Origin of the sequence: Enterobacter sp. AG326 (genome assembly GCF_004362415.1) — a bacterium.
Lineage (GTDB): Bacteria > Pseudomonadota > Gammaproteobacteria > Enterobacterales > Enterobacteriaceae > Enterobacter > Enterobacter asburiae.
The window spans coordinates 538994-552858 of record NZ_SNXG01000001.1 but is presented as its reverse complement, the minus strand read 5'-3'; the positions used below and the strand labels follow the sequence as shown (position 1 = coordinate 552858).

The following is a 13865-nucleotide window of genomic DNA, read 5'->3' as shown; positions in this document are numbered from 1 at the left end:
TCACTGGAATAGTGAGCTTAGTGTCTTGAAAATAAAGTTTTTTTGATCAAGTGAAATGATGCCGACAGCTAAAAGTAACGAACCACCGCTCGCCATGGTGAAAAGGTTAAAATAGAATTTCCAGGGGTGTTTAGAGCAATAAACATAATACTTCTCATAGGTTCCGTTGAGCCAGCCAATAAAAACTCCTGTCCTCAGAGCTTTACTTGTATGCCAGATGTAGAAAATACCGCCTAAGCAGAATGCGAGAGAAATCAAAAAATCTAAAATAGCCATCTTAATAATATCCTTATTCTTCTTGATTCATTTATTGCTTTTTTTTTCATAAAATAAGTGAATTTTAAAGTGATAGACACTGTCATCGCATTTGATGCTTTTTGAGCAATGCCCTTAACTGATGGTAGGTCAGACCCAGAAGTTCAGCCGCCCGTTTCTGGTTATATTTTGCCGTCTTCAGGCTTTGCTCCAGCAGCTGTTTCTCCTGGTCGTTCTGGAAGTGGCGTAAATCAAGGGGGAGAGTAGGGAGAGCGCCTGAAGACGTTGGTGCGGGCAGCGGCGGCGCGCTGCGCTGAAAAGGATCGATAATGATGTTGTCCAGCTCCGTCTCGCTGCTGCCGTGACGATAGACGGAACGCTCCACGACGTTTTTCAGTTCGCGGATATTTCCCGGCCAGTGGTAAGCAAGCAGCGTCTCCTGCGCATAATCGCTGAAGCCGGGGAACAGCGGCAGGCCGAGCTCGCGGCACATCTGAATCGCAAACTGGTCTGCCAGCAGCATGATGTCGCTTTTGCGCTCGCGCAGCGGAGGAAGCTGAACGACGTCAAAGGCCAGGCGGTCAAGCAGGTCGGCACGGAATTTCTCCTCCGCCACCATCTCCGGCAGGTTGGCGTTCGTGGCGCACACCAGGCGCACGTTAACCTGCAGCGGCTGGCTACCGCCGACGCGCTCCAGCTCGCCGTACTCAATCACGCGCAGCAGTTTTTCCTGTACCAGCATGGGCGCGGTGGCCAGTTCATCAAGAAACAGCGTACCGCCGTCGGCGCGCTCAAAGCGCCCGGGATGGCGCTTCTGGGCACCGGTAAACGCGCCCGCCTCATGGCCGAAGAGCTCGGTGTCGAGCAGGTTTTCATTCAGCGCCGCGCAGTTAAGGGAAATAAAGGGGCCGTCCCAGCGCCCGGATAAATAGTGCAGACGGTTGGCTATCAGCTCTTTCCCCGTTCCGCGTTCACCGATGATCAGCACCGGCTTGTTGAGCGGCGCCAAGCGAGAGACCTGTTCCAGCACTTCAAGGAAACTGTTTGCTTCGCCGAGTAAATTGTCTTTGTATCCAGGCATGATGAAATTAACCACTCCTTAGCGATATTCACCAGGCAAGAATAGTTCTTCACTGCATGAAAATCAATCAGGTTCATTAAAATCAATAAGATAAAAAGTTGGCATGATGTTTGTATTATCTGTACAGCAGGGCATAGCCCGATAACAGAACTATGAGGATTAGATTATGGGTATTTTTTCTCGTTTTGCCGACATCGTGAACGCCAACATCAACTCGCTGCTTGAGAAAGCAGAAGATCCGCAGAAGCTGGTCCGCCTGATGATTCAGGAGATGGAAGACACGCTGGTTGAAGTGCGTTCTACCTCCGCCCGCGCGCTGGCGGAGAAAAAACAGCTTACGCGTCGCATTGAACAAGCTACCGTTCAGCTGAACGAATGGCAGGAAAAAGCGGAACTTGCGCTGCGCAAAGATAAAGAGGATCTGGCGCGCGCGGCGCTGATCGAAAAACAGAAGCTGGCCGATATGGTCGCGACGCTCGAGCATGAAGTGACGCTGGTGGACGACACGCTCACCCGTATGAAGAAAGAGATTAGTGAGCTTGAAAACAAACTGAGCGAAACCCGCGCGCGTCAGCAGGCGCTGACCCTGCGTCACCAGGCGGCAAGCTCCTCCCGCGACGTGCGTCGTCAGCTGGACAGCGGTAAGCTGGATGAAGCAATGGCGCGTTTTGAATCGTTTGAACGTCGTATCGACCACATGGAAGCGGAAGCCGAAAGCCACGGCATCGGCAAGCAGAAGTCGCTGGATCAACAGTTCGCCGATCTGAAGGCTGATGATGAAATCAGCGAGCAGCTGGCGGCACTGAAAGCCAAAATGAAGCAAGACAACCAATAATAATTCCTGCGGCACCTGAGCGTGCCGCATCATAAGACAAGGAGTACACATGAGCGCGCTTTTTCTGGCCATTCCCCTGACAATTTTCGTGCTGTTCGTTTTGCCGATTTGGCTATGGCTGCACTACAGCAACCGTTCTTCTCGGGGCGAACTCTCCCAGAGTGAACAACAGCGTCTGGTGCAGCTCTCCGACGAGGCGAACAAAATGCGCGAACGCATTCAGGCGCTGGAAGCCATCCTGGATGCTGAGCATCCAAACTGGAGGGACCGTTAATGTCTGGACTGAATCTGAACAAAAAGCTGTGGCGTATTCCACAGCAGGGCATGGTGCGCGGCGTTTGTGCCGGGCTGGCTCACTATCTTGATGTCCCGGTCAAACTGGTCCGCGTGGTCACGGTGCTATCGATCTTCTTCGGCCTGGCGTTTATTACCCTGGTGGCATACATCGTCCTGTCGTTTGTCCTTGACCCGATGCCGGAAGGAGAACTGGCTGCGGAGGGAGCCCCGACCAGCAGCGATCTTCTCAATGCGGTTGATGAGCAGCTCGCCGCTGGTGAGAAGCGGCTACGGGAAATGGAACGCTATGTCACGTCGGATACCTTTACGCTGAGAAGTCGCTTTCGTCAGCTTTAAGAGAGAGATGAGATGAAACAACACTGGCAACAGGCCGGTCAGAAGGTAAAACCCGGCCTGAAAATCGCAGGTAAACTGGTCCTGCTGACCGCGTTACGGTTCGGCCCGGCAGGTGTGGCGGGTTGGGCAATTAAATCCGTAGCCCGCAAGCCGGTCAGAATGGTGCTGGCCGTGGCGCTAGAACCGCTGTTGCAAAAGGTGGCAAAACGGCTTTCTCGCCGCTACTTATCCCAATAATTCCTGCTGGCGTTAGCCCTTTCCCTGACGGGGGAGGGACTGGCGACGGTTAACCGCATTTCCTCTTTTCCCCGTTCTTTCTTTGCGGCAGCTCACAATATTGCGCTGAGCTGCTTTGCAATCACCTTTTTCTCCTTTCTGGTCCGTTGACAGATATTTTTCATGGGAGTAGATTGCCACTCCGTGGGACCGCTACCATGGAAAATAAAGTGAATACAAAAATTAAAGAACTCATTAATCTTGTTTACGGGGAAACGTTTTCTGAAGCCCATCTTAATGTGCTGCTGGAAAATATTGGAAAGGCCGCTTCTGTTATTACGGAAAAACGTAAAACGGGTTGGGATGAAAAAGACGTTGTCCTGATCACCTATGCCGATCAGTTTTCAGCGAAAGGGGAGAAGGCGCTGCCTGTTTTTACGCGTTTTTATAACAGGTGGCTTTCGCATTCTTTTTCTCATGTCCATCTCTTGCCTTTTTATCCATGGTCTTCAGACGACGGGTTTTCTGTTATTGATTATCATGAAGTTGCACCGGAAACCGGAACGTGGCGAGACGTTGCCGAATTAAAACAGTCAGCCAGTTTAATGTTTGATTTCGTCTGTAACCATATGTCGGCCAAAAGCATATGGTTCGCTAATTACCTGAAGCAAATACCAGGATATGACGATTTCTTTATTTCTGTCGATCCTGAAACAGACTTATCCGCGGTGACGCGTCCGCGTGCTTTACCGCTTCTTACGCCTTTCACGCTGCATGACGGCAGCGTGCGACACCTATGGACCACCTTCAGCGAGGACCAGGTCGATCTCAATTTCGCCTCTCCGCAGGTGCTGATCGCGATGGTCGACGTGCTGCTGCATTACCTGATTGAAGGGGCGCGATACATACGTCTGGATGCTGTAGGCTTCATGTGGAAACTACCCGGAACAAACTGCATCCACCTTGAGCAAACCCATCAGCTCATCCAGCTTTTCCGCGCCATTACCGAGGCTGTCGCCCCTGGAACGGTGATTATCACCGAGACGAACGTTCCGCATAAAGATAACGTTGCTTACTTCGGTGACGGCGAAAATGAAGCGCAGATGGTTTATCAGTTCTCTTTGCCCCCTCTGGTGCTGCATGCAGTGCATTCTCAGGACGTCCGGACGCTGAGCCAGTGGGCAGAGTCGCTGACGCTGCCTTCCACGAAAACCACCTGGTTTAACTTCCTGGCCTCGCATGACGGGATTGGTCTGAATCCGTTACGCGGAATTTTACCCGAGTCGGAAATCCTCTTGCTTGTGGAAAAACTTCAGGCTGAAGGGGCGTTGGTTAACTGGAAAAATAACCCGGATGGAACACGCAGTCCTTATGAAATTAATGTGACCTATCTGGATGCTTTAAGTACGCGTAACAGTCCTGACAGCCAACGGATTGCCCGGTTTATTCTGGCGCATGCCGTCCTTTTAAGCTTCCCCGGCGTACCTGCGGTTTATATTCAGAGCATTCTCGGCTCGCGTAATGATTATGCAGGTGTTGAACGCCTGGGATACAACCGCGCAATAAATCGTGAGAAATACGCTGCGGGACAAATTGATAGCGTGCTTGAAGATGAAAATAGCCTGCGTTCTCAGGTCTATTGCTCATTAAGTCAGTTGATCGCGCTGCGTCGGGCCGAAAAAGCATTCCATCCTGACAGTGAGGCTTATTTCAGTGCGTCAGGTGAACATGTATTAAAAATCGTTCGCGTGGCGAATTGTGGCGAAAAAATAACGGCGCTGTTTAATTTCAGTGACGGCATTCAAACGGTGGAATCCGATATTCAATCCGGAACGGAATTAATTTCCGGGAAAGATATTACAGATAAAACGCTGACCCTATATCCATGGCAGGTGTTGTGGATTAAAGAAAACTAAAAAGGACCTTAAAAATGAAAATGCCCAGAATTGTGCTGATTTCAGCACTGGTTTCGTGCGCCTTGTTATCAGGCTGCAAGGACGACAAAAAGTCTGCTGTCACTATTGAGTTTATGCACTCGTCAGTTGAGCAGGAGCGCCAGGCTGTAATCACGAAGCTTATCGAAAAGTTCGAGAAAGAGAACCCCGGCATCACGGTGAAACAGGTGCCGGTCGAAGAGGATGCCTACAACACCAAGGTCATTACGCTCGCCAGAACGGGCGCGCTGCCCGAGGTAATTGAAGTTAGCCATGACTACGCGAAAGTCATGGACAAGGAACAGCTCCTTGATCGCAAAGCTATCGGTGAAGCCATTAAAGCGGTAGGCGAGAGCACCTTCTATGACGGCATTTTGCGTGTTGTTCGTACAGAAGACGGTTCTGCCTGGACGGGGGTGCCAGTCAGCGCCTGGCTATCCGGCGTCTGGTATCACAAAGATGCACTTGCTGCGGCGGGTATCCAGGAGCCGCATAACTGGGAACAGCTGCTGAAAGCCAGCCAGCGCCTTAACGACCCGGCCAAAAAACATTACGGCATTGCGCTGCCCACCGCCGAAAGCGTGATGACGGAGCAGGCATTCTCCCAGTTTGCGCTTTCCGGCGGCGCGAACGTTTTTGATGCCAAAGGGAACGTCGACATCGATACCCCTGAAATGGCAAAAGCCCTGGCGTTTTATAAAGATCTGGCCGCGACCACCATGCCGGGTTCAAACGACGTCATGGAGATCAAAGATGCCTTCATGAACGGTTCTGCGCCGATGGCGGTTTACTCCACCTACATCCTGCCGGCGGTATTCCAGGACGGAAACCCTGCCAATCTGGGCTTCGTCGTCCCAACAGAAACCTCTTCTGCTGTTTACGGCATGGTCACGTCGCTGACGATTACCACCGGTCAAACCGAAGATGAAACTCAGGCGGCTGAAAAGTTTGTGACCTGGATGGAGCAGGCTCAAAACGCAACCGACTGGGTCATGATGTCGCCTGGCGCGGCACTGCCGGTGAACAAGCTGGTGGTGGGCACCGATACCTGGAAAAACAACGATGTGATCAAAGCGTTTGGACAACTGCCTTACGAACTGATTGCGCAGTTCCCGAATGTGCAGGTGTTTGGCGCGGTGGGGGACAAAAACTTCACACGCATGGGCGATGTTACCGGGTCCGGCATCATCAGTTCCATGGTGCATAACGTCACAGTGGGGAAAAAAGATCTCAGCAACACGCTTAGTAACAGCCAAAAGCGTCTGACCGATCTGATTTCACAACGATAGGAGCGCTCTGCGGAAGGAAACTATGAAGACGTTGTTTTCTGGTCGTTCAGATATGCCTTTCGCCATGCTGCTGTTGGCCCCCAGCCTGATTTTGCTGGGGGGCCTGGTGGCCTGGCCAATGATTTCCAATATTGAAATCAGTTTCTTACGTCTGCCGCTCAACCCGCGTATTGATGCGGTGTTCGTCGGGCTGGATAACTACATCAGCATTCTGGGAGATGCTGCGTTCTGGCACTCCCTGTGGATGACGTTCTGGTATACCGCGCTGGTGGTGATCGGCAGCACGGGGTTGGGGGTGGCGGTTGCGATCTTCTTTAACCGTGAATTCCGTCTGCGGAAAACGGCACGTTCACTGGTGATTTTGTCCTACGTCACCCCGTCCATTTCGCTGGTGTTTGCATGGAAATACATGTTCAACAACGGCTACGGCATTGTGAACTATCTGGGCGTTGACCTGCTGCATCTGTATGACCAGGCCCCCCTGTGGTTCGACAATCCTGGCAGCAGCTTTGTACTGGTGGTGTTGTTCGCCATCTGGCGCTACTTCCCGTACGCGTTCATTTCGTTCCTCGCGATTTTGCAGACCATTGATAAGTCGCTGTATGAAGCGGCGGAAATGGACGGCGCGAATGCCTGGCAGCGTTTTCGAATCGTTACGCTGCCCGCGATTATGCCGGTGCTGGCAACGGTGGTGACGCTCCGCACTATCTGGATGTTCTACATGTTTGCGGATGTCTATCTGTTGACGACCAAGGTCGATATTTTGGGCGTCTACCTATACAAAACGGCATTCGCTTTCAACGATTTGGGTAAGGCTGCGGCGATCTCCGTCGTGCTGTTCGTGATCATCTTCGCGGTGATTCTGCTGACCAGAAAAAGGGTAAACCTCAATGGCAACAAATAAACGCGTACTGAGCCTTATTGGTTTTTATCTCGGTCTGGCGGTATTCCTGGTCATCACGCTTTTCCCGTTCTTCGTGATGCTGATGACGTCATTCAAGAGCGCTAAAGAGGCCATATCGCTGAATCCGACCATTTTGCCTCAGGCGTGGACGCTGCAGCATTACGTCGACATCTTTAACCCGCTGATTTTCCCGTTTGTGGACTATTTCAAAAACAGCATGGTGGTGTCGCTGACCTCCTCGGTAATTGCCGTATTTCTCGGCACGCTGGGGGCTTACGCCTTGTCCAAACTGCGTTTTAAGGGCCGCACGACGATCAACGCGAGTTTTTACACCGTCTACATGTTCTCCGGAATATTGCTGGTGGTGCCGCTGTTCAAAATCATCACTGCCCTTGGGATCTACGACACCGAGCTGGCGCTAATTATCACCATGGTGACCCAAACGTTACCGACAGCGGTGTTCATGCTGCGCAGCTATTTCGACACCATCCCGGACGAAATCGAAGAAGCCGCGATGATGGACGGCCTTAACCGCCTGCAAATCATCTTCCGCATCACCGTGCCGCTGGCGATTTCCGGGCTCGTGTCGGTGTTTGTCTACTGCTTCATGGTGGCGTGGAACGACTATCTGTTTGCGTCCATTTTCCTGTCCAGCGCCAGCAATTTCACCTTGCCGGTCGGGCTGAACACGCTCTTTAGCACGCCAGATTATATCTGGGGTCGCATGATGGCGGCATCGCTGGTGACGGCGCTTCCTGTGGTCATCATGTACGCCCTGTCTGAACGTTTTATTAAAAGTGGTTTGACCGCCGGTGGCGTGAAGGGCTGAGGCGGCCAATTTTAACAAGGAGTCAGTCATGAAAAAATTAGTAGCGACAGCGCCACGCGTGGCGGCGCTGGTGGAATATGAAGATCGTGCTGTGGGAGCACATGAAGTGAAAATTCGCGCCCGCTTTGGCGCGCCGAAGCACGGCACTGAAGTCGTGGATTTCCGCGCGGCAAGCCCGTTTATTGACGAAGAGTTCAACGCGGAGTGGCAGATGTTCACGCCGCGTGAAGAGGGGGCGGCCCGCGGGATCGAATTCGGTAAGTTCCAGCTGGGCAATATGATTGTTGGCGAGATTATCGAATGCGGTGATGACGTCACTGAATATCAGATCGGCGACAGCGTCTGCTGCTACGGCCCGCTGCAGGAAACAGTCATCGTTAACGCGGTGAACAACTACAAGCTGCGTAAAATGCCGCAGGGTGCCTCCTGGAAAAACGCCGTTTGCTACGATCCGGCGCAGTTCGCCATGAGCGGCGTGCGTGATGCCAACGTCCGCGTGGGCGACTTTGTGGTCGTGGTCGGTCTGGGAGCCATTGGGCAGATTGCGATTCAGCTGGCGAAAAAAGCCGGTGCGTCAGTGGTTATCGGCGTTGATCCAATCGAACATCGCTGTGAGATCGCCCGTCGTCACGGTGCGGACCACTGCCTGAATCCAATCGGTACCGATGTGGGTCTGGAAATCAAAAAGTTGACCGGGAAGCAGGGCGCGGACGTGATCATCGAAACCAGCGGCTTTGCAGATGCGCTGCAGTCCGCGCTGCGCGGGCTTGCCTACGGCGGCACCATCTCCTATGTAGCTTTCGCAAAACCGTTCGCGGAAGGCTTTAACCTTGGCCGCGAAGCGCATTTCAATAACGCGAAGATTGTCTTCTCCCGCGCCTGCAGTGAACCCAACCCGGACTACCCGCGCTGGAGCCGCAAGCGTATCGAAGAGACCTGCTGGGAACTGCTGATGAACGGTTATCTGAATTGTGAAGATCTGATCGACCCGGTCGTGACCTTCGCCACCACCCCGGAAAGCTATATGAAGTATGTCGATCAGCACCCGGAACTGAGTATCAAAATGGGCGTCACTTTTTAAGCTAAGGACAGCAAATCATGAAGATCGCAACACAAAACCAGGCCTTTTTCCCAACCAACATCATGGAAAAATTCGAGTACATCAAAGCGATGGGTTTTGATGGCTACGAAATTGACGGCCGCCTGCTGGTTGAAAACCTCGACGACGTAAAAGCCGCTATTAAAGCCACCGGTCTGCCGGTGACAACGGCCTGCGGTGGATACGATGGCTGGATCGGTGATTTCATCGAAGAGCGTCGTCTGAACGGATTAAAGCAGATCGAACGCATTCTGGAAGCGCTGGCGGAAGTCGGCGGAAAGGGCATTATCGTGCCTGCTGCCTGGGGGATGTTCACCTTCCGTCTGCCACCAATGACCTCTCCACGCAGCCTGGACGGTGACCGCAAAGCCGTAAGCGCCTCCCTACGCTGGCTGGATGAGGTGGCGGCGCGTACCGGAACAACTGTCTACCTGGAGCCGTTGAACCGCTATCAGGATCACATGATCAACACCCTGGCTGACGCGCGTCGCTATATCGAAGAGAACGGCCTGAAGCACGTGCAGATCATCGGCGATTTCTATCATATGAACATCGAAGAAGACTCGCTGACGGACGCGCTGCATCAGAACCGCGATCTGCTGGGCCATGTGCACATCGCAGATAACCACCGCTATCAGCCGGGCAGCGGCAGCCTCGATTTTGCCAGCCTGTTCGACCAGCTGCGTGCCGATAACTATCAGGGATACGTGGTGTATGAATGCCGTGTTCGCGCCGAGGATCCGGCTCAGGCATACCAGGACTCACTCATTTATCTGCGTGAATGCTAAGGATGACGAGCGTGATGAGTGCTTCTACACCTTCGCCTCTGCGCGTCGCCATCATTGGCGCCGGGCAGGTCGCGGATAAAGTGCATGCCTCGTATTACGCCACGCGCAGTGATGTTCAGATGGTGGCTGTCATGAACAGCCATCCTGAACAGGCTCGGGCGTTTGCGGAACGTCATGGTATTCCCTCGGTATGGCAGGATGCGCGAGACATGCTCGAGGCGGTTAAGCCGGAGGTGGTGAGCGTCTGTTCGCCTAACCGGTTCCATTTCGAGCACGTCATGGCAGCGCTGGAAGCTGGCTGCCACGTGATGTGTGAAAAACCACCTGCTATGACGCCGCAGGAGGCCGATCGGATGCGCATGGCCGCGCGCAAGGCGGGAAAAGTGCTGGCGTATGATTTTCACCATCGTTTTGCTCTCGATACGCAACTGCTGCGTGAGGCTGTGGTGAAGGGGGCGCTGGGAGAAATTTATTACACCACGGCGCAGGCGCTACGCCGCTGCGGGGTTCCCGGCTGGGGCGTCTTTACCAACAAAACGCTACAGGGCGGTGGGCCGCTGATTGATATCGGCATCCATATGCTCGATGCCGCGATGTACGTGCTGGGGTTCCCGGCGGTAAAAAAGGTGACGGCACATAGCTTCCAGAGGCTGGGAAACTGTAAAAGCAGCGGCCAGTTTGGCGCGTGGGATCCCACGCAGTTTACCGTTGAAGATGCCCTGTTTGGCACCATTGAATTTTGTAACGGCGGCATTCTGCGTCTGGACACGTCGTTTGCGCTCAATATCCGCGAACAATCCATCATGAACGTCGCATTTTGCGGTGAAAAGGCTGGCGCCATGCTGTTCCCGGCGCACATCTACAACGACGAAGCCGGGACTTTAGTCACCCTCACGCAGCGTGAAGAAGCTGACGATCGGCGTCATATGCGCAGTATGGATGCCTTTGTGCGGCATGTGCAGGGAGAGCCCGTCATGATCGCTGATGCAGAGCAGGGGCTGGTTATCCAGCAGCTCGTCGCCGCGCTGTATGAATCAGCAGAAACAGGGGAAAGCGTGACGTTATGCTAAACGTGTCTGTATTAACCGACCCGGGCTTTTGTCCACACAGCCTGAATAAATACGCCTCCATCATGGCCTGCGGTAATGGCTACATGGGGATCCGCGCTGCGCACGAAGAAGATTACACCCAGCAAACCCGAGGCATGTATCTTGCGGGTCTCTATCATCAGGCGGGTCGCAACGAGACCACTGAGCTGGTCAATCTGCCGGATATCATCGGTATTGATGTTGAGCTGGATGGCGTCAATTTCACGCTCCTGTCAGGCGAAATTCTCGAGTGGCAGCGCGAGCTGGCGTTTGCCAATGGTGAACTTCGTCGCAGCGTCGTCTGGCGCTCGCCTGACGGGAAACGCTATCGTCTGGAAAGTCGTCGTTTCGTGTCGCTGGACCAGTTGCCCTTAGTGGCCATGCAGCTTTCGATCACACCGCTTGATGCCGCCACACAGGCCGTGCTGAAAACCGGCATTGATGCAACGCAAACGAACAGCGGCAGACAGCATCTGGATGAAATGTCGGTCAGAGTGTTCGATCAGGAATACATGCAGGGTGTGTATGAAACGCAGGACCGTGCCTCAGAAGTTGTTGTTTCGGCGTTTTGTCAGCTCTCAGCGAAGAGCGACAGCTGCTTCACTGCTAAAAATCGTCGCCTCAGCGTTCATCATTCGCTGACGATTGCGATGGGTGACACTGTCACGCTCGAGAAAATCGTCTGGCTGACGCATCGCAGTGATAAAGCGCTGTCGCAGGCCTCTTTCGCCCGCAACGCGCTGGCCGATCTCAAAGTCTGTGCGGCAAGAGGCTACGACGCCTTGCTGGAGAGTTCGGCGTGTGCCTGGCAAGAGGTCTGGCGCGACGCTCGGGTGGAGGTGGACTCTACGGAACATCAGGATCAGATAGCGCTGGATTACGCCGTCTGGCATTTGACGGCCATGACGCCAGCCCATGATGAGCGAAGCAGTATCGCCGCCAAAGGGCTGACGGGCGAGGGATATAAAGGCCACGTCTTCTGGGATACCGAAATTTTCCTGCTGCCTTTCCATCTCTTCACCCGGCCCCAAACCGCCCGTAGCCTGCTGCGCTATCGCTGGCTCAATCTGGCCGGGGCGCGGGAAAAAGCCCGTCGCAACGGCTGGCCCGGAGCGTTGTTCCCATGGGAAAGCGCCGCGAGCGGGCTGGAAGAGACGCCGGAGTTCGCGGCTATCAACATCCGAACCGGCACGCGTCAGAAGGTGGCCTCCGCGCTCGCGGAACACCACATCGTGGCGGACATTGCCTGGGCCGTCGTCGCTTACTGGCAGGCGACGCACGATGATGCCTTTATGCGAAATGAAGGTCTGACGCTGCTGATGGAAACCGCTGCGTTCTGGATGGGACGCGCAACGGAAATCAATGGTCGTCTCGAAATCCATGACGTCATCGGACCGGACGAATACACCGAGCATGTGAACAACAACGCTTATACCAACTATCTGGCCTGGCACAACGTCGCCTGCGCTCGCCAGTTTATGGCGATGTTTGGGCGCGAGGATGAAGGTTTTACGCAGAATGCCACACGGTTCCTGACGCGCTTATGGCTGCCGGAGGCCAATCCAGACGGTGTGATCCCGCAGGATGATACCTTCATGGCAAAACCTGCCATCGATCTGAGCCGCTACAAAGCCAAAGCGGGTAAGCAGACCATTCTGCTCGATTATTCCCGCGCGGAAGTAAACGAGATGCAGATCCTTAAGCAAGCCGATGTGGTGATGCTCACCTACCTGTTGCCGGAGCGGTTTACTCCCCAGCAGTGCGCCGCCAATCTGGCGTTCTACGAGCCCCGCACGATCCATGATTCTTCGCTAAGCAAGGCCATTCACGGCATTGTGACTGCCCGCTGTGGTGACGTCGAAGGTGCATACGCCTTCTGGCGCGATGGCGTCGCTATTGACCTTGGGGACGACCCGCACAGCTGCGATGACGGAATTCACGCCGCTGCGACCGGCGCTATCTGGTCCGGCGTTATTCAGGGCTTTGCCGGTATGCAGATTGTAGAAGGGGAGCTGCATCTTGCGCCGAAACTGCCAGCTCACTGGCAAAAACTCACATTCCCGCTGCGCTGGCGGAACGCAACGCTGCACTTCACCTATGAAAATGAGGTGTTAACCATTGAAGCTTCGGCACCTGCCACGCTGACGCTGTGGGGCAAAACGCTACACGTATCGGGGCGGAAAATTTGCGCTTATAAGGATTTTCTTGCATCTGAAAATGGGACCGCTACCACGGAGGGGCGCCATGATGCTTAAGGCTGTTGTATTCGATCTGGACGGTGTGATCACCGATACCGCACACCTCCATTTTCTGGCCTGGCGTGCAGTGGCGGATGAAATCGGCATCACCTTCGACGAAGCGTTTAACGAACAGCTGAAGGGGATTAGCCGCATGGATTCCCTGCAGCGCATCCTGAAGCATGGCGGGAAAGAGAGGACGTTTAGCGATGAGCAGTGCCTAGCGCTGGCGACGAAGAAAAACGTGCTCTATGTCCAGTCTCTGGCGTCGCTGACGGAGGATTCACTGCTTCCCGGTATTCGCGGCGTGCTGGCGGATATCCGTGCGGCGAAGGTCAAAATTGGGCTCGCCTCCGTTTCCCTGAATGCCCCGGGGATCCTGCACGCGCTGGGCATTCATCAGGCCTTCGATTTTTGCGCCGATGCTTCCCGTATTCGCTGCTCAAAACCAGACCCGGAGATCTTCCTCGCCGCCTGTGCAGGCCTGAATGTGCGTCCTGACGCGGCTATTGGTATCGAAGATGCACCTGCAGGCGTTGAGGCGATCAACGCGGCGGGAATGCTATCGGTTGGGATTGGAGCTGGCCTGAACCATGCGGGATTACAACTTCATTCAACGCGGGAACTGACCTGGAAATGCCTGACCGAGTTTTGGGCATCCCGGACGTATTGATAAG

General features: G+C 54.1%; 15 protein-coding genes. 13 read left to right on the top strand and 2 right to left on the bottom strand.

Translation table 11 applies throughout. The features are described 5' to 3' along the window. Both DFO52_RS02595 and pspF read right to left on the bottom strand, forming a co-directional pair. A complete protein-coding gene (locus tag DFO52_RS02595) occupies nt 1-276 on the bottom strand; it encodes a hypothetical protein (RefSeq protein WP_133549216.1) in 276 nt (91 codons plus the stop codon). Between the two features lie 82 nt (nt 277-358). Next, nucleotides 359-1336, bottom strand: coding sequence for a phage shock protein operon transcriptional activator (pspF, locus tag DFO52_RS02590; protein ID WP_133549214.1), 978 nt, complete (start codon nt 1334-1336; stop codon nt 359-361). Between the two features lie 166 nt (nt 1337-1502). Here pspF and pspA point away from each other — a divergent pair, with 166 nt between their 5' ends. The 13 genes from pspA to pgmB all read left to right on the top strand — a co-directional run bounded on the left by pspA (nt 1503) and on the right by pgmB (nt 13861). Continuing rightward, nucleotides 1503-2171, top strand: a complete 669-nt coding sequence (gene pspA, locus DFO52_RS02585) for a phage shock protein PspA (protein WP_133549212.1) — start codon at nt 1503-1505, stop codon at nt 2169-2171. A 49-nt stretch (nt 2172-2220) separates the two neighbouring features. Then, entirely contained in the window at nt 2221-2445 is a 225-nt protein-coding gene (gene pspB, locus DFO52_RS02580) for an envelope stress response membrane protein PspB (protein WP_023312045.1), read from the top strand. Further along, entirely contained in the window at nt 2445-2804 is a 360-nt protein-coding gene (gene pspC, locus DFO52_RS02575) for an envelope stress response membrane protein PspC (RefSeq protein WP_023617934.1), read from the top strand. Before pspB ends, pspC begins: the two co-directional genes overlap by 1 nt. A gap of 12 nt (nt 2805-2816) precedes the next feature. Further along, on the top strand, nt 2817-3041 hold the full coding sequence (gene pspD / locus DFO52_RS02570; protein WP_023312043.1) for a phage shock protein PspD: 225 nt from the start codon (nt 2817-2819) through the stop codon (nt 3039-3041). A 197-nt stretch (nt 3042-3238) separates the two neighbouring features. Beyond that, entirely contained in the window at nt 3239-4936 is a 1698-nt protein-coding gene (locus DFO52_RS02565; RefSeq protein ID WP_133549210.1) for a sugar phosphorylase, read from the top strand. Between the two features lie 14 nt (nt 4937-4950). Then, nucleotides 4951-6243, top strand: coding sequence for an ABC transporter substrate-binding protein (locus DFO52_RS02560; RefSeq protein ID WP_121931734.1), 1293 nt, complete (start codon nt 4951-4953; stop codon nt 6241-6243). 22 nt (nt 6244-6265) lie between these two features. Next, complete coding sequence (locus tag DFO52_RS02555) at nt 6266-7147, top strand: sugar ABC transporter permease (protein WP_133549208.1); 882 nt, start codon at nt 6266-6268, stop codon at nt 7145-7147. Continuing rightward, nucleotides 7134-7976 (top strand): carbohydrate ABC transporter permease, encoded by an 843-nt coding sequence (locus tag DFO52_RS02550; protein WP_133549206.1) that lies wholly within the window; start codon nt 7134-7136, stop codon nt 7974-7976. Before DFO52_RS02555 ends, DFO52_RS02550 begins: the two co-directional genes overlap by 14 nt. Before the next feature lie 28 nt (nt 7977-8004). Further along, the gene (locus tag DFO52_RS02545) at nt 8005-9057 is read left to right on the top strand and encodes a zinc-binding alcohol dehydrogenase (protein ID WP_133549204.1); all 1053 of its coding nucleotides are present in this window, start codon (nt 8005-8007) and stop codon (nt 9055-9057) included. Nucleotides 9058-9074: 17 nt separating this feature from the next. Next, complete coding sequence (locus DFO52_RS02540; protein ID WP_121931730.1) at nt 9075-9863, top strand: sugar phosphate isomerase/epimerase family protein; 789 nt, start codon at nt 9075-9077, stop codon at nt 9861-9863. Nucleotides 9864-9874: 11 nt separating this feature from the next. Then, nucleotides 9875-10933: a Gfo/Idh/MocA family oxidoreductase gene (locus DFO52_RS02535; RefSeq protein ID WP_133549202.1), complete on the top strand. Its 1059-nt coding sequence runs from the start codon at nt 9875-9877 to the stop codon at nt 10931-10933. Continuing rightward, the gene (locus tag DFO52_RS02530; RefSeq protein ID WP_133549200.1) at nt 10927-13206 is read left to right on the top strand and encodes a glycoside hydrolase family 65 protein; all 2280 of its coding nucleotides are present in this window, start codon (nt 10927-10929) and stop codon (nt 13204-13206) included. The genes DFO52_RS02535 and DFO52_RS02530 overlap by 7 nt, the downstream gene beginning before the upstream one ends. Continuing rightward, complete coding sequence (gene pgmB / locus DFO52_RS02525; protein WP_133549198.1) at nt 13196-13861, top strand: beta-phosphoglucomutase; 666 nt, start codon at nt 13196-13198, stop codon at nt 13859-13861. The genes DFO52_RS02530 and pgmB overlap by 11 nt, the downstream gene beginning before the upstream one ends. Nucleotides 13862-13865: the final 4 nt, after the last annotated feature.

What these genes read in the sequence shown, in the direction of transcription:
- DFO52_RS02595 (WP_133549216.1), bottom strand. Translation starts at nt 276, where the DNA reads ATGGCTATTTTAGATTTTTTGATTTCTCTCGCATTCTGCTTAGGCGGT.
- pspF (WP_133549214.1), bottom strand. Translation starts at nt 1,336, where the DNA reads ATGCCTGGATACAAAGACAATTTACTCGGCGAAGCAAACAGTTTCCTT.
- pspA (WP_133549212.1), top strand. Translation starts at nt 1,503, where the DNA reads ATGGGTATTTTTTCTCGTTTTGCCGACATCGTGAACGCCAACATCAAC.
- pspB (WP_023312045.1), top strand. Translation starts at nt 2,221, where the DNA reads ATGAGCGCGCTTTTTCTGGCCATTCCCCTGACAATTTTCGTGCTGTTC.
- pspC (WP_023617934.1), top strand. Translation starts at nt 2,445, where the DNA reads ATGTCTGGACTGAATCTGAACAAAAAGCTGTGGCGTATTCCACAGCAG.
- pspD (WP_023312043.1), top strand. Translation starts at nt 2,817, where the DNA reads ATGAAACAACACTGGCAACAGGCCGGTCAGAAGGTAAAACCCGGCCTG.
- DFO52_RS02565 (WP_133549210.1), top strand. Translation starts at nt 3,239, where the DNA reads ATGGAAAATAAAGTGAATACAAAAATTAAAGAACTCATTAATCTTGTT.
- DFO52_RS02560 (WP_121931734.1), top strand. Translation starts at nt 4,951, where the DNA reads ATGAAAATGCCCAGAATTGTGCTGATTTCAGCACTGGTTTCGTGCGCC.
- DFO52_RS02555 (WP_133549208.1), top strand. Translation starts at nt 6,266, where the DNA reads ATGAAGACGTTGTTTTCTGGTCGTTCAGATATGCCTTTCGCCATGCTG.
- DFO52_RS02550 (WP_133549206.1), top strand. Translation starts at nt 7,134, where the DNA reads ATGGCAACAAATAAACGCGTACTGAGCCTTATTGGTTTTTATCTCGGT.
- DFO52_RS02545 (WP_133549204.1), top strand. Translation starts at nt 8,005, where the DNA reads ATGAAAAAATTAGTAGCGACAGCGCCACGCGTGGCGGCGCTGGTGGAA.
- DFO52_RS02540 (WP_121931730.1), top strand. Translation starts at nt 9,075, where the DNA reads ATGAAGATCGCAACACAAAACCAGGCCTTTTTCCCAACCAACATCATG.
- DFO52_RS02530 (WP_133549200.1), top strand. Translation starts at nt 10,927, where the DNA reads ATGCTAAACGTGTCTGTATTAACCGACCCGGGCTTTTGTCCACACAGC.
- pgmB (WP_133549198.1), top strand. Translation starts at nt 13,196, where the DNA reads ATGATGCTTAAGGCTGTTGTATTCGATCTGGACGGTGTGATCACCGAT.